Raw genomic sequence first — 25861 nt, forward strand, 5'->3', positions numbered from 1 at the left:
ATATTATTTTCAAAAGGTTTTGAAGAGACATGGATTTTTCTATAGTGACTGACGTCACGACCAGTCTCTTTTTTTCATTAATCTTCACACTCTAAAATTTCTCTAATCTTATCTAGGAGATAAGCTATGCAGAGTCTTAATTTAGAGTACTACATAATGATTGATTTTCGTTACAGGTGGCGACTCCAGTGGGATGAGTGTGACAAACGAGATACCAAAGTGACGGCGATAGCTCACCGCTCACCCGCGGAAAGCATCCACGTGAATTGGAAATCTATAGTGCTATTTAAGTAATCTTACTATTAAAAAAATTTATAGAGTATTTTGTCTAGCCTAATTGGATTTTATTATCTGAGTTAATTATGTAAAGAACTGTTCTTTTCCATATTAAATACTTCATCTGTGAAAGTAGCTTGTAAAAAATGTCGATTTTCAGTAGTTTTTAAAAACTACTTTCATAATGTTTGCTTTCTATGGTTTTATAACTATAATATGGTATATTAGTAATATAATTGGATTTGTTTTCCTTTTCTTTGGCTTAGAAGGGGGTGTAGGTTAGATGAACCTAGGACAATTGATCAAGTTAGAGCGGCAGAGACAGAATATAAAGCAAGAGGCATTGGCTATTGGTATTTGTGTCCCCTCTTATTTGAGTAGAATCGAAAACGGATTAGTCATTCCAAGTGAAGACATAAAGCATCATATTCTGATGAGATTGAATATTTCGTTAGACTCGTTGAATGGTAATCGAAATGAAAAGAAAATTGTTCAGTTTAAAATACGGTTCAAGCAGATTCTAAATTCACGAGACAAAAAGCTTGCTAAAGAGCTTCTTTCCGAAATTCATCTTTATATCGAGGAACATCCATTAGATGAAGAACGACTAACGTTACTTTTATTAGAAGCTCGCCTAATGGTTATGCTTCCTGAGGTATTGGATATGAAAAATAATATCCACATTTTGAAAGAATTCAAAAAAGAAATGACAATTGAACAGTTATTTTACCTCTACACGATTCAAGGTATCACTGCCTATCAAGATAATCAGTTTAGCCAAGCATCTCAAATTTTTAAGGAAGTCTTTCAGTTGATCAAAGGATTTCGAATGGACGACTGGGAGATGGCAGAACTATATTACATATCTGGGTTATCACTTTTATCTGAATCCCGCTACATTCTAGCTATTGATTATGTAAAGGAAGCAATTTCATATTTCAATCAAGAGATTTTAATAGAACGATCGATTGAGTGTTTAATAATCTTAGGGATTGCACAAAAGAATACAGGACTCTTAAAGGAAGCTCTCGCTACTTTTGAAAGAGCTAGAGATATCAATTCAAAAATAGAATCCTCTGAGTTTAATGGCATGATTGAACATAATTTAGGTTCCTGTTACTCGCTACAAAAAGATTCTCATCAAGCATTGCAGCACTTTTTTTATAGTTTAGATGCTAAACATTTCCCTGATGATAAAGTTGTGACTATTTTATCTATTTTGAAGGAATATCACAAAAACGGTGATATACAGAATGCATTAGTATGGCTACAAAAGGGGCTAGAGATATCCGAGCACCTATCCAATAGCAAGAAGGATCTTTATACAAACCACTTCTCCGTATATGGAGCGATATTACTGGAGAAACAAGAGATTATCGCTATTTTTAAGAAAGCTTTGGATTATTTCAGTGGTAAGCAGGACTATAAAAATTGTATGATTTATTGCCACGTTTTAGCTAAGCGATTAGCTGAAACTAAACAATATAAACAAGCTTCAATTTACTATGATTTAGGTTTTCATTTTCATTTGAAGCAATCAAAAGTATCTAGTTGGGAGGAATTGTCATGAAGAAAGTTGTATTTGGAGTTCTACTTTGTTTCGTTCTATTCACACTACCGGTTTTGAGTTCAAATCATCTTGCAGAAGACGACAAGCCAAAAATCACTTCTGTTGGCGATTTTATCTAACCAAAACGTATTGGGAAACAGGTTTAGGAAACATAAAAACGAGTCCTCTTCCGTAGATGGACTCGTTTTTAATTATTAAATTGAACTGCCTCTATGATCTCTTATTCAACCGTCACTTCTTCATCTAGTATAATATGTTGACTATATACCTCTACAAACTCCAAGGATTCTTCAATATTATCCACTAGCTCAAATACATCAAGAATCATTGCGAGCTTTATCGTCGTGTCTTCACCAAAGATGTTTTTATAGGTGACATCTTTATAGTGAGCCTTAACTAGACGATCAACATCCTCTAATTTTACAGCCCGAATGATATTAATAGTCTCTTCATATATTTTGTTTGACATAGTATCAGTTGAAGAAATATGTTCGAACAATAGTTTAACAGAAAAAATTTTATACATTGTGCTCACCTCTTACTTATTACTGTATTATGTGAGCACACGGAATGCTATATATTTCATGTGTGAAAGTATAACCTAAACAGCGTACTTAAAACATGTTTTTTGTTCTTACTTTCATAAATACATATAATATTAAACTTTATTTATGTTAGTTCAAATATTAAACTGACTTTCATATAGTTCATAATAGAATCCTCGTTTATTTAGAAGTTCTTTATGCGTTCCAGCTTCAATTAGTTCACCGTGATGTATGACTAGAATTTTGTCCGCATTTTCTATTGTTTTTAAGCGATGGGCTATGACAAAACTAGTACGGCCTTCCGAAAGTCTATTTAGTCCTTGCTGTATATCTATCTCCGTTTTCGTATCGATGCTTGAAGTTGCTTCATCTAAAATTAATATATCTGAATCAGCTAAAATAGCACGTGCAATCGCTAATAACTGTCGCTGTCCCTGGCTTAAATTAGACCCATTGCCAGTAACTTGCGTATCATACTTATCAGGTAAATGCTTGATAAACCTATGAGCAGATGCCAGTTTAGCAGCTTCTACTACCTCTTCATCGTTTGCCTCAAGTCTGCCGTAGCGAATATTTTCTAAAATAGAACCTGAAAATAGAAAGGTATCTTGTAAAACAACACCAATTTTTTCACGAAGCTTACTTATTTGATAATCCCGAATTGATATCCCATCAATTTCAATCTCCCCAGAGTTAATCTCATAAAACCGCATGAGCAAATTAATAATTGTTGTTTTCCCGGATCCTGTTGGACCTACTAAGGCAATCTTTTCTCCTACTTTTGTCTCGAAGCTAATATCCTTTAAGATAGGTTTTCCAGTCTCATATGAAAAATGAACATTAGAAAATTTAACGTCCCCTTTTAAAGCATCTATTGTAATTATGCTCTCCTGATCTTGAAGGTCGGGAGTCTCATCCATTATTTCAAATACTCGCTCCGCTCCTGCTATAGCAGACTGAAAGGTATTCAATAAAGTTGAAAGCTGATTAATTGGTCTAAAGAATTGTCGTGAATAATTTACAAAAGCTGCAATTATACCGACTGTTGCCAATTCTTGTACAGTCATCACAGCTCCAATTCCGATAATTAATGCAAGACCTAAATTGTTGATAAAGTTGTTGATAGGCCCTAGAAATCCGGAGACAGTATCAGCTGCGGTTGCCGAGTGCCGTAGTCTTTCATTGACAAGCGAGAATTTGTTGAAATTCTTTTCTTCTTGCCCAAAAAGTGTAATTACTTCATTTCCTGAAATGGCTTCTTCTATAAAACCATTTAGCTCACCTAAATCACGTTGTCTTTTGATGAAGTTGCTACTACTATACGTGATAATTTTTTTCGTTGTGAAAATAACTAATGGTACTACTAACAGTGACACTATTGCTAACACCCAGTTAAGCAGAAACATCGCTATCGTTACACCTGTCACCATCATTACAGTAGAAATAATTTGAATTACACTTTGACTTAATGCGTTATTCAGGCTTTCAATATCGTTCGTAACGCGACTCATAAGATCTCCATGAGTACGTTTATCGAAAAACCGCAAAGACAGAGTTTGAAACTTTTCATATAAATCTTGTCGTAATGACCTAATCGTTTTCAAGGATACTCGGACCATTAAAAAATTCTGTAGCCAAGTAAACGCAGCAGCAGCTGTATACACAATTGCTAGTATTACTAAGAAGCGTATTGTTCCTTCCATATCCTTAGGAATTATATACTCATCAATGGTTACACCAATCATATAAGGAACTAACAAGTTTAATAGAGTAGATATTATTACTAATATAATCGAAAATACGATAGCAATTTTTTGTTTCTCCATATATCGCCAGATTCGTTTTATCGTACCTTTTTTATCTTTTGCTTTCTCTACTGGTCCACCAAAGCCTCTTGGGCCTCTTGCACGGCCTATTGCACTAGAGACAGGTTTAGCTGAAGCCTTACTCATAGGAAAGGACCCCCTTTCCACTTTGCGTTGCATAAATACTTCGATAAACCTCACTCGCTACAAGCAGCTCTTCATGGGTACCACTCGCTACGATCATTCCATCTTCCATTACAAGAATTCGATCGGCATTTATAATAGAAGAGACTTTGGATGATACGATGAATACAGTTGTATCCGATAAATACTGTCCAAGCGCTTGCTGTACCTGAACTTCAGATATTGCATCTATAGCTGAAGTTGAATCATCTAAAACTAATATTTTGGGTTGACGTATGAATGCACGACTCATGGATAATCGTTGTTTTTGTCCTCCTGACAAATTGGTCGCTCCTTGCATAAGCTCATGTGCAAATTGGTCTTCTAATTTTTCTATAAACTCACTTGCCGCTGCTGAGTTTGTCGCTTTTTCCATATCTTCTAAGGTAGCTTCTTCTTTTCCAAAGCGTATATTCTCTGCTATTGACCCTGCAAATAACTTTGCATTCTGCGGTACAAACCCAATTGACTCTCGTAAATTCTCAATAGTATACTCTTTTATATTTATCCCGTTGATTAATACCTCTCCTAAATCTGGGTCATACAATCGAGGAAGTAGTTTAATGAGCGTTGACTTCCCACTCCCTGTTTGTCCTATAATTCCAATAGTTTCGCCACTATTCACTTGAAAGGAAATATCCTTTAATACATATTCTCCATTTTTACTATAGCTAAAGTAGACCGATTTAAACTCTACTTCGCCTTCGATATTATTATCCGATACAGGAGTTGTAGGATCAGTTATATCAATTTTTGTTTCCAAAACTTGATGAATTCGACCAGCAGATGTGAACGACCTCGTAATTTGCATTAATACATGACTACTAGATACCAGCCCGTTCATAATAATCGTTAAATAGTTGGTGAACGCTAAAATAACTCCGACCTCTAACGTTCCCTCATTTACTTTTATAGCACCCATCCACATCCCAATTACTACACCAATATTAACGATAAATAGCATAACGGGCATTAGTGTAAGAATCACCTGTTCTGCCGACATATTGCGTTTCGTTAACTCTTCATTTACACGTTTAAATGCTTTTATCTCGTAATCTTGTCGATTGAATGCTTTAATCACACGTATACCCGCAAACGTTTCTTGAAGCTTCGTATTAACTTTGTCTATAGCTTTTTGTACTCTTGCAAATAATTTTCCTGTTTTATAAGAGAAAAAGTAGATTAACACAATTAGTATGGGAATAACAACCAATAGTACAGGGAATAGCTCTCTAGCGGTAAACCAAACAATCGTTACTGCTCCTATAAATAATAGCGGCCCTCTTACAAAAACACGAAGTGTCATCATAAGTGCTTGTTGGACAGCAGTTATGTCATTCGTCACAATCGTTATTAATTTTCCCACACCAATATTGTCCATATTTTTACTTGAAAACTTCTCTGTCATTTTGAAAACATCTCTTCGAATATCAGCCGCAAAATTTACTGCTGCTCTAGTACTATATATAGTACAACCTACTCCACCTATCAGCCCAATTACTGCAGCTACAAGCATTAAAATACCAAGTTTTACTACATAAGCTGTGTCATCATTAGCAATACCATCATCAATAATATGTTGCATGATTGTCGGGGATAATAAATCCATAGCCACTTCAATACACATAAAAATTGGTGCTAAAATAGCAAAAAGCATATATGGTTTAACATAAGGAAGTAATTCCCTAAAGGACTTCATATTATCTCACTCCCTAATAGTTCTCTGTCTGTAATCTCTCTGTTATTTCTTTCATAAATGCAATAAGTTTTGGCGAATTCTCGGGAGTGTTTCGGCTTTTCTTTATCGCTTTTCTAAGCTCCACCTCCCACAAATCGATAATCTCCTTTAAACGAATAGCTTCTTCAGAGTTTTGCCAGCTCCACCGGTCCTCCCAGTTGCTCCAAAATGCACCTTCTTTACTTTTTGCAAACTCCTGCAATCGAATTTTTCCCTTTTCTTGAATGCAATAAGTCTTTTTATCGGAGGAAGGTTCGAGTTCTATCATTTCCTTCTCCAACAATTCTTGAAGTGCCGGGTATACTGTTCCCGCACTGGCAGAATAATGTCCTCCCGACCTAATTTCTAATTCCTTTATTATTTGATATCCATGCATCGGTGCTTCCTCCAAAAGATGCAAGATGGCCATTTGAATAAATCCTCTACGTTTTTTCATGTAAAACAACTCCTTATATATCGATAATATTAATCGATATATCGATTAATAACAATAGTAAAAGAGTTACCCAATATAATTTAGGTAACTCCCCTGTGATCAGACTATTATGGAATCATATCTTCCAATTACTATTAATCGACGTATTCAACTTTTTCTAATGGTTCAAATGCAGGTCCTTCTAGTACGTCCCCTTTATAACTAAATCTTGAACCATGACATGGGCAATCCCATGAACTTTCCGCATTATTAAAGGAAACATTACAGCCCATATGTGTACAAGCAGGTTTAACAAGGTATACTTTTCCCTGATCGTCTTTATAAGCCCCTACCTTTTTACCATCCATCATTATTATATCTCCACTACCGGATTGTATATCCTCTAGCTTTAAATCTACCAACTCTGTTTTTCCTTTAACTAGTTCCTTTGCAACACTTGCATTCGTCTTTGCAAAGCTTGTTATATCTTCTTTTTTCAGTTTAGAACGGGCTGGATTATAAAGTTCTATATATCGGTTATCCCTTTCCAGCACAAGATCACTCATGATGCTTGCGGCAACTATACTGTTGGTCATCCCCCATTTTGCATATCCTGTTGCAACTAATACATCTGACTTTCCTGCAGTCATCTCACCAACATATGGCAGTTGATCTAAAGTGACTAAATCCTGAGCAGACCAGCGATAATCATAATTTTTCACTTTAAACTGTTCTCGTCCAAAAGCTGCGAGGTTTTCATAATTTTCATTTGTATCGCCTTCGAATCGACCTGTTACATGACCTTCTCCACCAATCATCAAATACCTTTTTCCATCATTACCTAGTGCAGTTCGTACTGATCTAGTGGGCTTCTCCACATTTATATACATTCCCTTTGGATAATTAGACGGTGCGATAGAAGCCAGAGCATAGGAACGTTCTGAATGCATTCGTGCAAAGTATAATCCATCTCCATCATTAAAAGGGAAATGACTACATACTAATACTTTGTTTGCACGTATAAGTTGGCCTTCCATCAATTCTACTGTATTCGATTTTATAGTTTTAGCGCGAGACTCCTCAAAAAATTGCACACCATTCTCTATTGCTTTATCCATTAATGCCTTTGCATATTTTATTGGATGGAATTGACCTTGGTCTTCTAACTTAAGCGCTTGCTTCACTGTATAAGGTAGTCCCGTATCCTTCGTCAAGGTTGCTCCTTCTATGCCAAGAGAGTTGTATGCCTCCATTTCCTTTTCCACTTTTTCTATACCAACCTCGGTATCTGCATAAATATAGGCAGACATTGTTTCATAGTCGCAGTGTATGCCTAGTTGCTCGATTGTCTGTTTGATAAATTCTTTAGCCTCAGTATTTGCATCATAGTATAACCGTGCCTTCTCTTCCCCAAAGGTAGTAATTAGTTGCTGATAGATAGGGCCATGCTGCGCAGTCACCTTGGCAGTTGTGAATCCTGTAGTTCCTACCAATATTCGACTCCCCTCTACTACTATCACCTTTCGACCGCTACTACTCAACAAATAAGCTGCGGTAATTCCAGTAAGTCCAGCACCGACAATAACAATATCCGTTTCGATATTATCATTTATTTTAGGGAATAGTGGAAAGTCATTAGTTGCTCTCCAGTAGGATTTAGATTCCTTAGGTAAAATTTGATCTGACAATTGTATTTCCTCCTTTTTCTACAGTGTCTATCTATTGTTGAAACTTTATTCAATATTTTGCGTATAACAGAAAAACAGTTTTTAGTAAGGGGTATGTACATGGATAATTTTGGTTTATTTTTTGCTGGTGGTATACCTATATTTGTTGGTGCTATATTTTTAGTAGTATTTGGAATTATTATTTTCACGATTATTAAAAGTCTCTCCCAGTGGAATAAAAACAATAACTCTCCTAAATTATCTGTACCCGCTCAAGTAGTGACTAAACGTTCAAAAACGAGTGGTGGTGCGGGAGATAGCTCAGCTTCCACGTTCTACTATGTTACTTTTCAATTTGATAGTGGCGATCGTTTAGAATTGCATCTTAGTGGCTCAGATTATGGGATGCTTGCAGAGGATGATCTTGGTGTATTAACCTTCCAAGGTACTAGATATTATTCTTTTGAAAGAAAATAAAAACGTGCATGCTCAATTTGAGCTGCACGTTTTTTGTGAATGACTTGTATTTGTAATTCCGCTTCAAATCACCGATCCTCTTCCCCCCAGCACTCCGTGTTCTTTAGACCAGGAATTGTTTTTGCATAAAATACCGGATTTTCTCCTTTTTTTCGTTGCTTCGTGTAATCATTGAGCACACGGAATGCTGTTTTGCCAAGGAGCAGTATCACAGCAATATTCAGCATCGCCATTAGTCCCATGAATAGATCTGCTAAGTTCCAAACTAGTTGTACATGTGCAAGAGATCCGAACATGACCATAGCTAACACTAACACGCGGTAACCAGTCATCCACCCCTTATGTGTATTGATAAATTCAATATTCGTCTCACCGTAATAATAATTCCCTATTATAGAACTGAAAGCAAAGAAGATAATAGCTATCGCTACGAAATATGGTGCCCAGCTTCCAACATGTTCTGCCAACGAATTTTGCGTTAACACAATTCCATCACTTTCTCCTGTCTTATAGAGACCTGCCAAAATAATAATGAATGCAGTTGCCGAACATATGATAATCGTATCAAAAAATACTCCAAGACTTTGTACTAAGCCCTGTTTTGCTGGATGAGATATACTTGCCGTAGCTGCCGCATTTGGCACACTTCCCATCCCAGCCTCATTGGAGAATAACCCACGACGTACACCTTGCATGATTGCCGCACCCAAAGTGCCTCCTACTGCTTCTCGAAGACCAAACGCCTCCGTAAAGATCAAACTAAGTACTGTAGGTATTTCTGAGAAATTAGTCACCACAACGTATATGGCAACTATTAAGTAAAATATAGCCATTACTGGCACAATGATTTGAGTCACCTTAACAATTCTATGTACACCACCAAAAATAATTGTTGCCGTTAGCAACACTAACAAAATCCCTATTACATATGGAGGAATATTAAATACTTCTCCTACGGAAGCCGATATCGTATTAGACTGAACCGCATTAAATATAAAACCAAAACACAGCGTTAATAAAATACTAAATATAATAGCTAATTTACGAGTACCTAATGCTTTCTCCATATAATACGCCGGTCCACCTCTAAACGTATCTCCGTCCTTCACCTTATAAACTTGTGCAAGTGTACTTTCGATAAAAGCAGTTGCCATACCAATTACAGCAATTACCCACATCCAAAAAATAGCCCCTGGGCCACCAACACCAATTGCGAGTGCTACACCAGTAATATTCCCAGTCCCAACACGTGAAGCTGTACTAATTGTAAAAGCTTGAAAAGGTGAAACTCCACCCTTCTCTTCTTTCTTTTCTACAATCAATCGAAACATCTCTCCAAACAAACGAAATTGTACAAATTTCGTCCCAATGGTAAAGTAAAGTCCCGCTATGATTAACAAGGCGATTAGTATATTACTCCATAGAACATTATTTACTGAGTCCACCATACTTCCAATCCAATCCATAGTTTCTCCTCCAATTTCTTGTTAACTTTTTTTCTATACCCTTTTTTCCATAAGAAAAACCAATAGTGGATTCCCCTATTGGTTGAATTGGGCATCATTTTATTTTAACCTACAATCCTTCTTCTTCCGCAACTTTTTGTAAAGCACCAACAAATGTTTCTGTTGGTTGGGCTCCTGAAATGGCATATTTGTCATTTATAACAAAGAAAGGTACACCCCGGACACCGATTTGCCCTGCTTTAGCAATGTCAATACGTACATCAGCTAAGTATTCCTTAGAGTTTAAGACTTTTTCTGCTTCTTCTCTTGATAGGTCAAGCGATTCGATTAAATCAAGAAGTACATCATTATTTCCAATTTCTTTCCCCTCGATAAAGTATGCATGTAGCAATAACTCATTTGCTTCTTTTGCTTTACCTTGTGCAGATGCCCATTTTACTAATCGATGTGCATCTAAAGTATTGGCAGGCTTCATTGCTTCAAAATTATAATCTAGTCCTACAGTTTTTGCTTGCTCTACTACTCCAGCTGTCATCGTTTTCGCAGCTTCCACAGTAGAACCATATTTTTCTGCAAGCACTTCATACATAGTTCTATCTGATTGTTTTGGTGTATTTGGATCTAATTCAAAGCTTTTAAATTCTACCTGGGCTTGTGAAGTAAAACCAGCTTGTTCTAAAGCTTCCTCTAATCTTCTTTTACCAATATAACAAAAAGGACATACAAAATCGGACCAAACTTCAATTTTCATTTTCATCATCACCTCTTCTATATTGTAATAGGATTAAATCTTGAATTCAAAATTACTGCTTGTTCGTCTAGATGGTTCGTCTTTATATGTGAAAAAAACACAATCTATTGATTGACAGAGGCACATTCATATTGGATAAATATTCCTTTTCGCAAGTAACCCCCCTTCTTGAGCAAGTAAATAGCCATCCAGCGCAAGTAACGTGGGAGGAAAGCAAGTAATTTCATCCTGAGCGCAAGTAAACGACATGTCAAAGCAAGTAAATGCTTTTAGAAATTAGCACATGTCCGCACTCTGCAGAGAAAAAACGATGCAATTTGCATCGTTTTAGTATTTCTTAATCAGCTAATGCTTCTGTTAAGGCAGGTACTACTTGTTTTTTACGAGACACAACACCTTTTAGAAGTGCAGTATTGTTTTCAAACTTCACATTGAATGCTGCTTCAGCTTTTAATGCTAATTTCCCTAATGCTAGTGCTACAGAGTCATTATTTAGAATGTCTGTTACGACAAAAAAGAATAGATCCAATTCTTTTTCTTGGATTTCACGAGTGATTAGTTCCTCTAGTTCTGCTTGACGACTCATCACATCATTGACATCAACCGCGTTCACTTGAGCGATGACTACCTTCGATTCACCCATACCAAACTCTTTTGCATCTAGTGTAAGTAGGTCCTCTAAGCTCTTATCGCTTAAATCTGCTCCTGCTTTTAACATTGCAAGCCCATACTTTTCTACATCCACTCCAGCAATTCCCTCTAGCTCTCTTGCAGCTACTATATCTTCATCTGTGCAAGTAGGCGATTTAAAAAGTAATGTATCTGAAACAATAGCAGAAAGCATTAATCCTGCTATATTTGCAGGTACCTCTATGCCTTTTTCCTTATAGATTTTGTTTATAATAGTCGCTGTACAACCTACTGGCTCTGCACGGTAATATAGTGGATCGGCTGTTTCAAAGTTTGCAATACGGTGATGATCGATTACTTCTGTTACTTGAACCTCTTCTATACCATCTGCACTTTGTTGTTTTTCATTGTGATCGACTAAAATAACTTTTTTTGCTTCTGTGGAGACGTTTTCTATTAATCTTGGTGCTTCAAAACCAAATTTTTCTAATGCGAAGATTGTTTCATTATTTAAATCGCCTAAACGCACTGCCTCCGCTTCTACACCAATCTGATTTTTTAAATGCGCATAAACGATAGCAGATGTAATTGTGTCTGTATCAGGGTTTTTATGTCCAAAAACGAGTACTTTTTCCATGAATAATCCTCCTAAAATCTATTTCCGACTATATTTTATCATACATCCTTAGCGTCATCGAAAAGTAATTCGGCTAATTTATGCTTTTGGTGCAGAAAGTCTGCCAATGTATATCCATCTAGTACTTGTAGATAGGCATTCAGCGCTATACGGAGTGCTGCTCGTAATCCACAAACTGATGTAATAGCACAACTATTCGTTTGACAATCAAAGCATTCCACAAGATGAAAGTCGTCTTCAGTATGTCTTACAACTTGTCCTATATTTATAACTTCTGGTTCCATTGCTAAACGGATACCGCCGCCTCTTCCTCTAACTGTATCTATATAGCCAAGTTTCCCAAGCTCATGGGTCACTTTCATCAGATGGTTTTTTGATATACCATATGCCTCCGATATAGCTTTAATTGTGGAAAGTTTATTTTTTTCCTGAGCTCCAAGGTATATTAACACGCGTAGTGAGAAATCTGTATACATAGTCATTCTCATATTGCCACCGCCATTCTTCCATTATTATAACGATTTTGACAAGATTGTGGTATAAATGTGTCTGATTTATTAAAGATGTATTTAATATATTGCTTTTAAGATTTTACAGGAGTATATTGTGTTTGTAATCAAATGAAAAGGACGTGTGTATATATGTTATCTCAAAAAACAATCGATATCGTAAAATCTACAGCACCTGTTTTAGAAGTACACGGTGTAGCTATTACCACTGCTTTTTACAAAAATATGTTCGAGGCTCATCCAGAACTATTAAATATATTTAATCACGCCAACCAAGCAAAAGGTCGTCAACAAACTGCTCTAGCGAACACAGTTTATGCTGCTGCTGTTCACATTGATAATCTTGCAGCAATCATTCCGGTAGTAAAACAAATTGGTCAAAAACATGTTAGTTTAGGTATTAAACCAGAACATTATCCAATTGTTGGAGAACATTTACTTGGAGCTATTAAAGAAGTACTCGGTGATGCAGCAACAGATGATATTATTAATGCTTGGGCAGAAGCATATGGGGTCATTGCAGATGCATTTATCGGCATTGAGGAAGAAATGTATACTGCTACTGAGTCTAAACAAGGTGGTTGGAGATTCTTCAAGGACTTTGTTATTGCTGACAAAGTAATAGAAAGCGATAATATCACTTCTTTCTATTTGAAACCTGCAGATGGTTCTATATTACCATCTTATGAACCCGGACAATTTATCACGATCCGTGTAAGTATTCCAGGAGAAAAGTATTTGATGAATAGACAATATAGTTTATCAAAAGCAACGGACAGTGAATCTTTCCGTATTTCTGTTAAAAAAGAGGATGAAAATAATCCGGAGGGTAAAGTATCTGTCCACCTTCATAATAATGTAAATATTGGTGACAAAGTAGAACTTACTGCTCCAGCAGGAGATTTCATTTTGGATCCATTAAAAACAACACCAGTAACATTCGTAAGTGGTGGTGTTGGAATCACACCGATGATGAGTATGTTCGAGACGATTGCGAAAAACAATCCGAGTCGTTCTGTATCCTTTATCTATAGTGCCCGTAATGAAAACTTACATCCATTTGATAAAGATATTCGCTCTTTGATGGAAAACATGGATGATGCAAAGTATGTTGCGCTTTACTCTGAAAGTGGCGATGGCTTTATCACGAAAGATGTTCTAAAAGAACATGCTATTGTAAACGGCGATGTTTATGTATGTGGTCCAGCAGGATTTATGGAAGCTATGATCAATCACTTATTAGAGCTAGGAGTTCCAAATGATAATATTCATTTCGAATTCTTCGGACCGGCAATGCAATTAGAATTAGTAAAAGCTTAATAATTCCATGTTAAAGTGTTACTTCCATACGAAGTAACACTTTTTCAATATAGGAACAATTTTACTAATAGATAGATTTAAAGTTATGTTTACTTATCAACAATAATGTTATAATTAGGATATAATTCATACTTAAGTAGAAATGAGTGAACATGCCTAATGCCCAAAAACTCCGAGAGCAAATACATACCGTTGGCTAACTTTTTTAAACAATCCACTAACAAAGAAATTACATTAACATACACTGAAATCGAAGCAATTATTGGACATGTTCTTCCAAACGCTGCGTATTTAAGTAGTAGTTGGTGGAAAAAAACTAAGCCACCTGCGCTCCATTATTTTGCATGGACAGATTCCGGATATTCCGTAAAAAGCGTTGATCTTGGAAAAGCAGTTCATTTTCACAGTGTTTTGCATGAGACGGATGAACGGACATCTGATGATAAGGACACTCAGGACATTTTGATTATTCGCGAGGCAGATTTAGAAGATGCTCGTCCTTTTATTAATTTACAGGAAACTATATTTGCAGAAACAGATTTTATGTTATTCGGAAAATCTGATCGTCAATTAACGGTTCAAAGTATCCGTAAAAGCATGAATACATGGAAAACTTCACCGAACTCTATTCTACTTTTAGCTATTATGAACGGACAATACGCAGGCTACGTACAGTTTATAGGAGGCCCAGCTCCACGTGCTGTACATCGAGCATCTGTGGTTATTGGGGTCAAACAAGCCTTTTCTAAGAAAGGAATTGCTTCTTCTCTAATGCTGCAAGGTGAAAAATGGGCAAAAGAATCTGGCATTTCAAAGCTAGAACTTACTGTTATTAAAGAAAATATCAATGCCCAAAAGCTCTATAAAAAGCTTGGTTTTGAATTAGAGGGTACACGAAAAAACGCATTAATCATTCATGATCAATTTGTAGATGAATACTATATGGGAAAACAAATTTAAAATCGTTTTAACATATTTCTAAAGAGGCTTCCAAAAATTTAATTTTGGAAGTCTATTAATTTGGATAAAGTTAAAATTGTATTCACTTGAAATCCAGTATGTTTTTCCTATCTTTTCCTGTGAAAAGGAATTTGTAGCATTACGTCGAATTGTTAAATAGATGGGGTGAATATATTGGAGTTTAAAATAAATAAGGTTTGTTTTACCAAAGCAATTTCAGATGTTAGTAAAGTGGTATCAATGAAGGCACTTTTACCAGTGTTATCAGGTATTAAGATAGTCGTTAATAGTGATCATTTAATCCTAAGTGGAAGTAATTCTGAAATAGCTATAGAAAGAGTTATTCCATTAACATTGAATAACAATATAGTATTAGATGTTATTGAAACAGGTAGCTTTGTGTTATCATCAAAACATTTAAGTGAGATCGTAAAAAAGTTACCCGATGACATTCATATTAAAATGTTGGAGAAACAATTGGTAACTATACAATCGGAAGAAATCACAATACATTTAAATGGCTTCAGTTCAGAAGAATACCCTACTCTTCCAGACATCGATTTATCAAAACACATTAGCATACCGAGCAATAAACTGTTAGAAATTATAGAACAAACTATGTTTGCTGTTTCTAAAAATATGTCGAGACCAGTATTGACAGGTATCAATATTACATTATCCTCAAACGAAATTTCATTTATCGCTACTAACTCACAACGTCTAGCTTCAAGAAAATATTCATTAGTATCAGACTTTGAAGAATCCTTTACTATCTCTGAAAAAATTTTGCGTGAGCTTTCTAAGTTAATTAAAAATGAAATTCATCTGATTACTATTTATTTTTCGGGAAAGTATATTGTATTTAAATCTGATGATCTAACACTTTTTTCAAACCTTATCGAAGGTAGTTATCCGAACACATCGAGATTGTTCCCAAAAGATGCTAAAACGATTATTACTTTAAACACAAAACAGTTTTTACAGGGTGTCGATAGAGCCTGTCTTTTTGCAAATGAATGGAGAAACAACAACGTGCATCTAGAAATAGAAAATAAAACTAAGATTAAAATTTCATCATACTTCTCTGAGATAGGTTTAATAGAAGAAACACAGCCTATTAAAGAAATCACCGGCGAGACAAATTTAAAGATTTCACTTGATGCAAGCTTTTTAATGGACGCTTTAACAGCTATCAAAGAAGAAGAAATAAAAATGAGTTTTAGTGGTTCAATGGGTCCTATTTTAATCGAACCAATCAACAATCCTTCCTATATCCAACTAATTTCACAAGTCCGCGCAAACTAATATTTCTCATAATAAAAACCAGAGGCGACCTATTTTTCAGGCCATCTCTGGTTATCTTGATTTCGATACGAATGGATTATCTGTTTCCCAGAATCTATATGGATAATGGACGGCCTCTCCACTGTTTTGAATACCTATTCTTGGACCAGTAGATACAGACGCTACGCGTTCCCCTTCCGCCATATACAAAGGCTTTTCTGTCCAATGTGAACCATAGTGTTCCATGGATATACCCATAGCTTTTGTTAATTTCCCTGGTCCGCTCGTCCACTGTTTCATCGGAAGATCGTTACGAAATTCCTTCATCAAATCTAATCCTTCCACAGGTTCTACTGCTCGAATTAATATCGCATTAGGGATATCAGTAGGTGCCGAGACAACATTGATGAGCGTATGCGTATGCATTTGATATGTATATATCAAACCTGGCTCACCAAACATAACCTCCGTCCGCTTTGTTCTCCTATTTCCAAAACTATGTGCCGCTCGGTCATCTGGTCCCATATATGCTTCAGTTTCTACAATCTTACCAATGAGCACCCCTCTCGGATGCTCATGAACAATATATTTACCTAATAATTGCCGTGCAAGTTCCAGAGTTGGTTGTTGAAAAAAAGTTACTTCAATTGGTTTCATATTAAATAAAACCCTTTTTTTTCGCTTCAAATGTTAACTCTTCTCTAAACTTAGGATGCGCAATGGAGATAAGTTGTTTGGCACGTTCCGAAATTGGTTTTCCAAACATTTTAGCTACCCCGTACTCTGTAACAATCATGTCTACATCATTTTTGGTAGTCGTGATAACTGAGCCTGGAGTAAGACTTAGTTTTATACGAGAGATTTCATCGTTCTTGGCTGTAGAAGTCATACATACAAAGCCTTTTCCTTCTTTAGCAAAGCGAACTCCACGAGCGAAGTCTGCTTGTCCTCCGGTAGAGGAATAGTAATTTCCTGCTACCGTTTCAGATGCACATTGTCCAAATAAGTCGACCTCCGTCGTCGCATTAATCGAAACAATACGCTCCTCCTTAGCAATTTCTCGAGGATCATTCACAATACTTACAGGTAAAAACTCCACGGCAGGATTGTTGTCTAAGAAGTCATACATTTTCTTTGATCCATGGGCAAATGTAGCAATAATTTTACCTTTATTCGTAAACTTTTGTGTTCCGTCAATGGCACCTGCCTTTACTAAATCTACAATTCCATCAACAAACATCTCTGTATGAATACCTAAATGACGATGATTTTTTAAAAGACTTACTACTGCGTTTGGAATAGATCCAATACCTATTTGTAGTGTATCTCCATTTTTAATCGTCTCCGTCACATACTCAGCAATTTTTATATCCTTCTCGCCAATAGGAACTGCAACATCCTCAAACAACGGACGATCATTTTCCACATATCCAGCTATTTGGCTAATGTGAATTTGATTTTGACCAAAAGTGCGAGGCATATGTTTGTTCACTTCTAATATAAACGGGACTGTACCGATAAACTCACTTACGATATCCGCCTGTGTTCCTAAGGAAAAGTAACCAAATTCGTCCATTGGCGAAGCTACAGCCATAATCATCGACAGGTTTGTAGAGCTTCTTATTATACGAGGCATTTCATGAAAATTATTTGGCACTAAGTCTACTAAGCCTTGGTGGAACTGTTTTCTCGTCGCCCCACTTAAAAAGTAAGAGACATGGTGTAGCTTTTCAGGAAAGGTGCCATTCATATACTGTCTGGATTGTAAGGCAAGCAATTGATGTATTTTTACATTAGTTAGTTGATGTGCTTGGTCCTCTAAAACATCCAACAATTTATGAGGTTCGCCATTCGTTAGCGGAAGAATAATGTCTGCATTATGAGGAATTAGATCGATTACTTGTTGTGCTGTTAGCTGTTTGTTATTCATGATGTTCTTCTCCTATGGTGTTCGTTTTAGTTAACAATTGGCGCGGTCATTAGAAATCCTTCAACTTCTTTAGAATTTCGCAAAACGCATATATCTGTATTTTTTACTTTTTTTAATATGTCGAGTGTATGTGGACGGACATCCTTCGGAAAACGCCATACCCATTTTGCAAATTCTATGTCCATTTTTTCTTTACAGCCTGGTGCCATATCCGGGCGTGTTTTGCCGCGGTAGATCCACGCTCTTTTGAAAACTCTATACGTGCATAATAACCTAGAGAAATCCAAAAAGACAATTAAATCTGCATAGGATGCTCGCAACTCTAATGTCGAGTCAAAATTGCCATCTATGATCCACTTATCTTTTTTAAGTTCTGCTTGTATTTTTTCACGAAATTCCGGCTTTGGTGTAGGCACCCATCCTTCATTCCAAAAAAGTGCATCTAAATGGATTAAAGGCAAATCCCATTTTTCAGACAGTAGTTTGGATAATGTAGATTTACCTGCACCGCTTGAACCGATGATGAGTATACGTTTATGTTTTAACTGAAACATCCTCTACCCCCTTTGTTGGCCTTCTTCATTTTACTATGTTTTTCTCTGCTGGCAAAACAAAAACCTGCTCTCATAGGAACAGGTTTTTGCATTTATTCTAATTCTACTTGTTTTGTTTCTGTACCTAGGAACATTACTGCTAATACACCGATAACTATTGCAATACAGAAGATAGTAAAGATATAGCCAATTTCATAGCCCCTCATTACAAGAGTTCCAACCAGCAACGGTCCTAAAATTCCCCCTATACGTCCAACAGATGCGGCCATACCAGAACCGGTTGCACGAATGACAGTTGGATATTGCTCTGGAGAGTATGCGTATAGTGCTCCCCAAGCACCAAGGTTAAAGAATGATAAAAGTATTCCCGAAACTATTAGTAACGTAGTTGTCTCTGCTGAGCCAAAGACGAAAGCACTTGCCGCAGTACCCAATAAATAAGTAACTAGTACAAATTTGCGTCCTGCCTTCTCGATTAACCAAGCTGCAGAGAAATAACCTGGTAATTGAGCAATGGTCATGATCAATACGTATTCAAAGCTTTTAATGAGAGTGAATCCTTTAATGACCATTACACTTGGAAGCCATAAGAACATTCCATAATAGGAGAACACGACCGTAAACCATACAATCCATAACATTAACGTTCGCTTCGCATATTTCTTTGTCCAAACTTCACTCATGTTTTGCATAATACTTCTAGATTCCGATTTTTTCTCCGTATATTTAGGAGAATCAGGTAATTTTAAACGTAAATAAATTGTATAAAAAGCAGGCAATGCAGTGATTAGTAAAGCAATTCTCCAGCCGTAATCAGGAATAATAAAATAAGCAATTATTGCAGAAATAATCCATCCAGCCGCCCAAAAGCTTTCTAATAAAACAACTACTCTACCACGTTCTTTTGCCTCCACACTTTCAGATACTAATGTTGAAGCTACTGGAAGTTCTCCTCCAAGTCCCATTCCAACAAAGAATCTTAAAATTAGGAATGCAGCTAATGTTGTCGTTAGAGCGGACAGCCCACTTGCGATAGAGAACATCAGTAGAGTGATCATAAATATTTTTTTTCGGCCTACTTTATCTGCAAAAACTCCAAATACGAGAGCCCCTACTGCCATCCCTATAGAGTTGACACTTCCGATCCACCCCATTTGTTCCGGAGATAAATTCCAATCTACCGCTAAAGCTGCAATTACAAATGATAGAATTCCAACATCCATTGCATCGAACATCCATGCAAGCCCTGCTATTCCTAGTAGTTTATTTTTCGATATCTTTTTTTGTTCTTTCATAGCCGTGTATTTCTCCCCTGTCTTTACACCTGTAAAGTTTTTAGTTTACTTGTTTAGTATACGCTTGGAACATCAAAGTTACAATAAAAATTTTATCTTGTTTTTTCCACTTTATTAGAGTAAAATGTCCTTTATACAAATACATATGTTTACTCAAGGAGAACAGAGAGGTGGAATTCATCATGGCTTGGCAAGGATTAATCGAAGAATATAAAGCGTTTTTACCCGTAACAGAAAAAACACCCAAATTAACTTTACTTGAGGGTAATACGCCTCTTATTAAGTTAGAAAATTTATCTAAAGAACTAGGTATTGAATTATACGTAAAGATAGAAGGAGCAAATCCCACTGGATCTTTTAAAGATAGAGGTATGGTTTTTGCGGTTGCAAAAGCAAAAGAAGAAGGAAGCAAGGCAGTTATTTGTGCTTCTACTGGAAACACTTCAGCTGCGGCAGCTGCCTATGCCGCTCGTGCAGGTATGCGAGCAGTTATTGTTATACCAGAAGGAAAAGTAGCTGCTGGAAAGTTAGCTCAAGCATATATGTATGGAGCAGAAGTAATTCAAATAGAAGGAAACTTTGATGTAGCACTTGATATGGTCCGTGCTATTAGCGAAACATCTCCTATTACGCTTGTGAATTCTGTTAACCCATATCGTATTGAAGGACAAAAGACTGCATCCTTTGAAATTTGTGATGTGTTAGGCACTGCACCTGACTATCTAGCAATACCAGTAGGAAACGCAGGTAATATTACTGCTTACTGGAAAGGATTTAAAGAGTATAACGAGAAAAAACAAACAGGTCTACCTCAAATCTTCGGCTTTGAAGCAGAAGGATCTGCTGCCATTGTTCAAGGAAAGCCTATCGAATTCCCTGAGACAATTGCTACTGCAATTCGTATCGGTAATCCTGCAAGCTGGAAAGGCGCAGAAACAGCACGGGATGAGTCTAATGGTGTCATTGAAGCTGTAACTGATGATGAAATTATCGAAGCCTACAAACTAATCGCAAGCAGAGAAGGTATCTTCGCGGAACCAGGCTCATGTGCATCTATCGCAGGACTATTACGCTCAGTAAAAAACGGAAAAATAAAACCAGAAAGTAAAGTAGTTGCAGTACTAACTGGAAATGGCTTAAAAGATCCGCAAACTGCAATCGACGTAAAAGTTTCTAAACCACATAAACTTGAAAGTAATGCATCTGCACTTAGCGCATTTATAGAGGAGGTGCTGGCATAATGGTTTGGTGTATATCTATACCAGCAAGTACTGCAAATCTTGGACCGGGATTTGATTCAATTGGCATTGCTCTAGATAAATATTTAGAGCTTGAAGTCGAGCTAGGTTCTGCCTGGGAAATTATTAATTTATCCGGTAATCTTCCAGATGTTACAAATCCACAGGATCACTTAATAGTCCAAGCTGCCGAAAAAACTGCTGAGTTGCATGGGTTTTCACTTCCTCCGTGCACAGTACGAGTGAAGAGTGATATTCCACTAGCACGCGGGATGGGAAGCAGTGCCTCCGCCATTGTAGCGGGAATTGAGTTAGCCAATCAAATTATGGAATTACATCTTACTACTCAAGACAAATTAAAAGTAGCAACACTTATGGAAGGACATCCAGATAACGCAGCCGCTTCCATTTACGGGGGTTTTACCATTTCCTCTAATGCAGAAAGTGGCGAGATAAATGTATTTCATGCTAATCATATCGAAGCGTCATTTGTGCTTTTTATTCCTAACTTTGAGTTAAAAACAGCAAAAGCGAGACAAGTACTACCGGATACCTATACACGTCAAGAAGCAGCGCAAGCAAGTGCGACTGCAAACTTGTTAACCGCAGCATTTCTATCACAAGCTTTTGAACAGGCTGGTACTTATATGGAACAGGATTTATTTCACGAGCCTTACCGACTCGATTTAATCCCACAGAGTAAAGAGATTAAAGTTGCTGCTAAACACGCGGGTGCTTATGGAACTTGTATTAGTGGTGCTGGACCTACTCTTCTCTCACTTTTAGAAAAAGGAGCAGAAGATGATTTTATCTCCAACTTAAAAGGGCAGTTCCCTAATTTTGAACTGGTCGCAGTACCTATGAATCGTACAGGTATTGTTGTTACGATAAAAGATGTAGAGAGTGCACGCTAAAGAAAGTTTCCACAAAATAGAGAATTATTATACGTTCCTAATTTAAAAAGGCAGTGCAACCTTCAAACGAAGTCGCACTGCCTTTTATTAAGCTAATAATACTAGACTTAATGCCATTACTAGCATCCCTGCAACTACTCCGTAAATAGATGAATGGGTTTCATCATATTTTTTCGCTGCTGGTAGTAATTCATCCAATGAAATAAAGACCATAATTCCTGCTACTGCTGCAAATACTACTCCAAATACTACTCCATTTAAATATGGCATCAGTACTAAATAAGCAACGAACGCTCCGACTGGTTCAGCTAAGCCAGATAAAAAGGATAATTTAAAAGCCTTCTTCCGACTTCCTGTTGCATAGTATATAGGTACTGCCACGGCAATCCCTTCCGGAATATTATGAATAGCTACCGCAATTGCAATTGCAATTCCTAAATTGGGATCTTGTAAAGCAGATGCAAAGGTTGCAATTCCCTCTGGGAAATTATGAATTCCTATTGCAAGAGCTGTGAAGACACCCATTTTCATCAATTTTGTATGCTCTGGGTTGCTTAATTTGACATCCATATCTTCTACGCTTTTAACTTCGTGTGGGTTACCAAGTGTGGGTATTAATCGGTCAATTACTGCAATTACAAACATCCCACCGAAAAAACCAACTAACGTCATCCAATAGCCATTGGTCTCTCCAAGTTCTGCTACGAGTGAATCCTTAGCCTTCACAAATATTTCTACCAAGGATACATAAATCATGACACCAGCTGAAAAACCTAGGGCAACCGATAAAAATTTTGTATTTGTGCGAGATGTCAATAAAGATAGCAAACTACCAATCCCAGTTGCAAGACCAGCAAATAATGTAAGTAACAAAGCAAAGACTACATTTCCATCCATTGACCCAACTTCTTTCTTTTTAATCTATTTTCATTTATTATACGCAAAATGTTTCCTTAGCGCAACTCTTTTTGACCGACGAAAACATTATTTTTTTATTTTTCGACAATTACCTTTTCTACAAGTTAGGGTAGTAACACTCCCTCATTCAATTTGTTCCCCAACTTAACTAGGTTTAACCTATATTTTTGCCAAGTCGATTGAAATGGACCGACGCTACATCTCTCCTTCATATAAATGAAAAAGCACTGGAAAAAGTGTATAAGACACTTAACCCAATGCTAGATTTTAATATATAATATTCTTTTATAATTACGTGATTGCTATTATTCTATTCCACCACAGTGTAACTACCATGCTCCATAGCGATTACATATTCAGGTTGTGGTGGTTTTCCACCGTGCTCTTTAATTTTATTTTTATGTCCCGCAATATGCTCTGGACTCTTTTCCCATGCCTTCCAAGCCTCTTCTGAAGCCCAACGAACAATCATTAATACTTCTTCTTCACCTCGGCGAACATTTTTCACTAATAACTCACGCCCAATAAATCCTTCACGTTGCTCAATTAATGATGGCCCTTGATCCGGTTTTTTCTTAAAACGTTCAAGAATTTTATCAGCATTTCCTTCTGTCACTGTCCATTTACGAATTTGTACTAACATTTCCATTCCTCCAATTAAAATATAACTTTGTGATGCCTATTTTCAGCTCTGTTTATCAATTGACTTATCTTCATTTGTAACTTCTTGAGTCGTTTCTTCTACTTCATATAATTCAAATAACTGAGCAAACTCCTCCATAAGAGTTTCTACCGCCTTCAATTCACCCACTATAATTGGATTAATTGATTGTAATTCTGGTGTTTCTAATTGTTTCTTTAACGATCTAGATTTCATATTCATCATATCATAAAAAGCTAGTGCTCTACCTCGCCGAAACGTTTTAGCACCATGTCTTTTTTCTATTCCTTCTACATCTTCTGTTCTACCTTTACTTCGTCCTCCGCGATAGTGCTCGTCACGGTGAACGCGTCTACCTCTTGGATGTGATTCACTTTTCATTATTAACACCTCTCTTTGTATACATTTGTATACTTCAATGCAATTGTATACAAATGTATACAAAGAGTCAATATTCTTTAAAACTTTTACTTATCTTTTATAAATCTGATTTCAGTTAATATTTCCTATTCGCTAAATAATTTCCGATATTAAACCAATCTTGCTCGAGGAAATCACGATTGGACGGTCGATAAAATACCGATGCAGGATGGTAGGTAGGAATAATCATATAGCTTTCAGTCGACCATATAAATTCAGCAGAACTAAGAGATTTCAAATGGCGCACTGGTCGATGAAGTAACTCGCCATGCAATACAGAAACCTTTGCATCTTTTCCCAATAATCGTTGTAAACCCACATTTCCTAAAGTCACAATAATATGAGGTACAATATTTTCCAGTTCATAATCTAATATTGGTGCATGTGCTACAACCTCTAATTGAGTAGGGGGACGATTATACTTTCTTTGTATTAACTCACCATTTCGAGCCTTCTTTTCCCTCCATACATATGGACGACTACGAACTGCACTTGTCATATATACGTCTTCTCTAGTCAATCCAATGCTCGCTAATGACTTATTTAGTTCGTCTCCAGCTCTACCGATAAATGGTATACCTCCTATCGCCTCTTTCTCTCCAGGAGCTTCACCTATCAGCAGTATACTTGGTTTTTTTGGTCCTTTTCCTTTAACAAATCCCTCTACAGGAAATCCCTCTATACGATCGATCCCTAGTTTTACAAGCTCTTCTGGTATTTCGAACATGTGTCTCTCTCCTCCTAAAAAAACCTTTCCAGCCTGGAAAGGTTTTTACTGTGTACGCTTTTTAAAAACTCTGTTTCTATATTCATACCACAAAGCCACGATTACAAACCAAGAATAACCAATCATCCATCCAGCTAATACATCTGAAGCAAAATGTCGGTGCTCAGCAACCCTAGATAGCCCGACCATCACAGTGATAAATATGGTAACTATCCATATTAGGATCCGATTCGGTTTACTGGACTGATGCTCAGTTAAAAAGTAAGCAATCGTAAACAAACATAAAAGCCCTACCATCGCATGACCGGAGGGAAAACTAAAGGTCTCTAACTGTTGTGGGACATCAGGACGTTCTCTTTCAACCCACTTTTTAAGCATTTGATTAAGTACATTTCCAAACCCTATAGATAATACAACAAAGAGCATTCCACGATAATTTTTTGAACGAAACCATAAATAGACTATTAATATAAGCGTAATAAATACAATAAATTTAGTTTCCCCTAAGTAATGAAATAACCCAATCACTTTATTATCGCCAAAAAACTGTGACATCTGATAGTCGAACTGAGCAATTTCTTTCGTATTGAAATATAAAAATAGAGTAGCAAATCCTAATAATGTTACTACACTAAGTGGATAAAACCATTTCTTCACAAAATCCCTCCTATCCAATAACAAAATTATAAGCTAGAAAATTGTGGATGTACAATAAATACAAGGCTGTCATCTGTACATGATTATGGGCGATATGTACATAGTTATGGGCTATCTTGCATTCCCTCTGGGCTATATTTGAAAACTTTTGGGCTTTCACCTTGTTTTTTAGGATACGTAGCTTGGTTATGGGCGATATACACAGAGTTATGCGCTATCTTGCATTCCCTCTGGGCTATTTTCGAAAACTTATGGGCTTTCACCCTGTTTTTTAGGATACGTAGCTTGGCTATGGGCGATATACACATAGTTAT

Annotated in this window: 26 protein-coding genes; 8 read left to right on the plus strand and 18 right to left on the minus strand. The window is 36.6% G+C overall.

Annotation, left to right across the window (positions count from 1 at the left end; translation table 11 throughout):
- Positions 1-559: 559 nt before the first annotated feature.
- Complete coding sequence (locus MKY60_RS18415) at positions 560-1846, plus strand: helix-turn-helix domain-containing protein (RefSeq protein WP_340930882.1); 1287 nt, start codon at positions 560-562, stop codon at positions 1844-1846.
- Entirely contained in the window at positions 1843-1965 is a 123-nt protein-coding gene (locus MKY60_RS18420; protein WP_276517589.1) for a hypothetical protein, read from the plus strand. Before MKY60_RS18415 ends, MKY60_RS18420 begins: the two co-directional genes overlap by 4 nt.
- A 101-nt stretch (positions 1966-2066) precedes the next feature.
- Here MKY60_RS18420 and MKY60_RS18425 read toward each other — a convergent pair whose 3' ends face one another.
- From MKY60_RS18425 to MKY60_RS18445, 5 genes are all read right to left on the minus strand, one after another.
- Positions 2067-2372: a DUF4288 domain-containing protein gene (locus MKY60_RS18425; protein WP_090566344.1), complete on the minus strand. Its 306-nt coding sequence runs from the start codon at positions 2370-2372 to the stop codon at positions 2067-2069.
- Positions 2373-2525: 153 nt separating this feature from the next.
- Positions 2526-4343 carry an ABC transporter ATP-binding protein gene (locus tag MKY60_RS18430; RefSeq protein WP_340930883.1) on the minus strand — a complete coding sequence of 606 codons (1818 nt, stop codon included), beginning with the start codon at positions 4341-4343 and terminating at the stop codon, positions 2526-2528.
- Positions 4336-6078, minus strand: a complete 1743-nt coding sequence (locus MKY60_RS18435; protein ID WP_340930884.1) for an ABC transporter ATP-binding protein — start codon at positions 6076-6078, stop codon at positions 4336-4338. Before MKY60_RS18435 ends, MKY60_RS18430 begins: the two co-directional genes overlap by 8 nt.
- Before the next feature lie 13 nt (positions 6079-6091).
- Complete coding sequence (locus tag MKY60_RS18440; protein ID WP_340930885.1) at positions 6092-6553, minus strand: PadR family transcriptional regulator; 462 nt, start codon at positions 6551-6553, stop codon at positions 6092-6094.
- 134 nt (positions 6554-6687) lie between these two features.
- A complete protein-coding gene (locus MKY60_RS18445) occupies positions 6688-8220 on the minus strand; it encodes an FAD-dependent oxidoreductase (protein WP_340930886.1) in 1533 nt (510 codons plus the stop codon).
- A gap of 99 nt (positions 8221-8319) precedes the next feature.
- Between MKY60_RS18445 and MKY60_RS18450 the strand changes: the two genes are divergently transcribed.
- Positions 8320-8676 (plus strand): DUF2500 domain-containing protein, encoded by a 357-nt coding sequence (locus tag MKY60_RS18450; protein ID WP_340930887.1) that lies wholly within the window; start codon positions 8320-8322, stop codon positions 8674-8676.
- A gap of 68 nt (positions 8677-8744) precedes the next feature.
- Here MKY60_RS18450 and MKY60_RS18455 read toward each other — a convergent pair whose 3' ends face one another.
- From MKY60_RS18455 to MKY60_RS18470, 4 genes are all read right to left on the minus strand, one after another.
- Entirely contained in the window at positions 8745-10142 is a 1398-nt protein-coding gene (locus tag MKY60_RS18455) for an alanine/glycine:cation symporter family protein (RefSeq protein ID WP_241597955.1), read from the minus strand.
- 109 nt (positions 10143-10251) lie between these two features.
- Positions 10252-10893 (minus strand): DsbA family oxidoreductase, encoded by a 642-nt coding sequence (locus tag MKY60_RS18460; RefSeq protein WP_241597956.1) that lies wholly within the window; start codon positions 10891-10893, stop codon positions 10252-10254.
- 337 nt (positions 10894-11230) lie between these two features.
- On the minus strand, positions 11231-12160 hold the full coding sequence (locus MKY60_RS18465) for a manganese-dependent inorganic pyrophosphatase (protein ID WP_340930888.1): 930 nt from the start codon (positions 12158-12160) through the stop codon (positions 11231-11233).
- Positions 12161-12198: 38 nt separating this feature from the next.
- Positions 12199-12648 carry an RrF2 family transcriptional regulator gene (locus MKY60_RS18470; protein WP_090566562.1) on the minus strand — a complete coding sequence of 150 codons (450 nt, stop codon included), beginning with the start codon at positions 12646-12648 and terminating at the stop codon, positions 12199-12201.
- A gap of 153 nt (positions 12649-12801) precedes the next feature.
- On the opposite strand from MKY60_RS18470, the gene hmpA reads away from it, so the two are divergent.
- From hmpA to dnaN, 3 genes are all read left to right on the plus strand, one after another.
- The gene (gene hmpA / locus MKY60_RS18475) at positions 12802-13989 is read left to right on the plus strand and encodes an NO-inducible flavohemoprotein (protein WP_340930889.1); all 1188 of its coding nucleotides are present in this window, start codon (positions 12802-12804) and stop codon (positions 13987-13989) included.
- A 159-nt stretch (positions 13990-14148) separates the two neighbouring features.
- Positions 14149-14949: a GNAT family N-acetyltransferase gene (locus MKY60_RS18480; RefSeq protein ID WP_340930890.1), complete on the plus strand. Its 801-nt coding sequence runs from the start codon at positions 14149-14151 to the stop codon at positions 14947-14949.
- Positions 14950-15123: 174 nt separating this feature from the next.
- On the plus strand, positions 15124-16254 hold the full coding sequence (dnaN, locus tag MKY60_RS18485) for a DNA polymerase III subunit beta (RefSeq protein WP_340930891.1): 1131 nt from the start codon (positions 15124-15126) through the stop codon (positions 16252-16254).
- 51 nt (positions 16255-16305) lie between these two features.
- Here the strand turns inward: dnaN and MKY60_RS18490 are convergent, their stop codons facing one another.
- The 4 genes from MKY60_RS18490 to MKY60_RS18505 all read right to left on the minus strand — a co-directional run bounded on the left by MKY60_RS18490 (position 16306) and on the right by MKY60_RS18505 (position 20012).
- Positions 16306-16890 carry a DNA-3-methyladenine glycosylase gene (locus tag MKY60_RS18490; RefSeq protein WP_241597966.1) on the minus strand — a complete coding sequence of 195 codons (585 nt, stop codon included), beginning with the start codon at positions 16888-16890 and terminating at the stop codon, positions 16306-16308.
- Between the two features lies 1 nt (position 16891).
- A complete protein-coding gene (locus tag MKY60_RS18495) occupies positions 16892-18163 on the minus strand; it encodes an acetyl-CoA hydrolase/transferase family protein (RefSeq protein WP_241597968.1) in 1272 nt (423 codons plus the stop codon).
- Positions 18164-18189: 26 nt separating this feature from the next.
- Positions 18190-18717, minus strand: a complete 528-nt coding sequence (locus MKY60_RS18500) for a DNA topology modulation protein (RefSeq protein WP_340930892.1) — start codon at positions 18715-18717, stop codon at positions 18190-18192.
- A 92-nt stretch (positions 18718-18809) separates the two neighbouring features.
- Positions 18810-20012, minus strand: a complete 1203-nt coding sequence (locus MKY60_RS18505) for an MFS transporter (RefSeq protein WP_241597972.1) — start codon at positions 20010-20012, stop codon at positions 18810-18812.
- Between the two features lie 182 nt (positions 20013-20194).
- On the opposite strand from MKY60_RS18505, the gene thrC reads away from it, so the two are divergent.
- Positions 20195-21253 (plus strand): threonine synthase, encoded by a 1059-nt coding sequence (thrC, locus tag MKY60_RS18510; RefSeq protein WP_340931119.1) that lies wholly within the window; start codon positions 20195-20197, stop codon positions 21251-21253.
- Complete coding sequence (thrB, locus tag MKY60_RS18515; RefSeq protein ID WP_340930893.1) at positions 21253-22164, plus strand: homoserine kinase; 912 nt, start codon at positions 21253-21255, stop codon at positions 22162-22164. The genes thrC and thrB overlap by 1 nt, the downstream gene beginning before the upstream one ends.
- A gap of 87 nt (positions 22165-22251) precedes the next feature.
- Here the strand turns inward: thrB and zupT are convergent, their stop codons facing one another.
- The 5 genes from zupT to MKY60_RS18540 all read right to left on the minus strand — a co-directional run bounded on the left by zupT (position 22252) and on the right by MKY60_RS18540 (position 25547).
- Positions 22252-23061, minus strand: coding sequence for a zinc transporter ZupT (gene zupT / locus MKY60_RS18520; RefSeq protein ID WP_090566297.1), 810 nt, complete (start codon positions 23059-23061; stop codon positions 22252-22254).
- Between the two features lie 331 nt (positions 23062-23392).
- A complete protein-coding gene (locus MKY60_RS18525; RefSeq protein ID WP_090566294.1) occupies positions 23393-23725 on the minus strand; it encodes an antibiotic biosynthesis monooxygenase family protein in 333 nt (110 codons plus the stop codon).
- Positions 23726-23767: 42 nt separating this feature from the next.
- Entirely contained in the window at positions 23768-24124 is a 357-nt protein-coding gene (locus MKY60_RS18530) for a hypothetical protein (RefSeq protein ID WP_340880598.1), read from the minus strand.
- 115 nt (positions 24125-24239) lie between these two features.
- On the minus strand, positions 24240-24890 hold the full coding sequence (locus MKY60_RS18535) for a uracil-DNA glycosylase (protein ID WP_340930894.1): 651 nt from the start codon (positions 24888-24890) through the stop codon (positions 24240-24242).
- Between the two features lie 45 nt (positions 24891-24935).
- A complete protein-coding gene (locus MKY60_RS18540) occupies positions 24936-25547 on the minus strand; it encodes a phosphatase PAP2 family protein (RefSeq protein ID WP_241597987.1) in 612 nt (203 codons plus the stop codon).
- Positions 25548-25861: the final 314 nt, after the last annotated feature.

Origin of the sequence: Psychrobacillus sp. FSL K6-1415, from assembly GCF_038003185.1 — a bacterium.
Classification (GTDB): Bacteria; Bacillota; Bacilli; order Bacillales_A; family Planococcaceae; genus Psychrobacillus; species Psychrobacillus psychrodurans.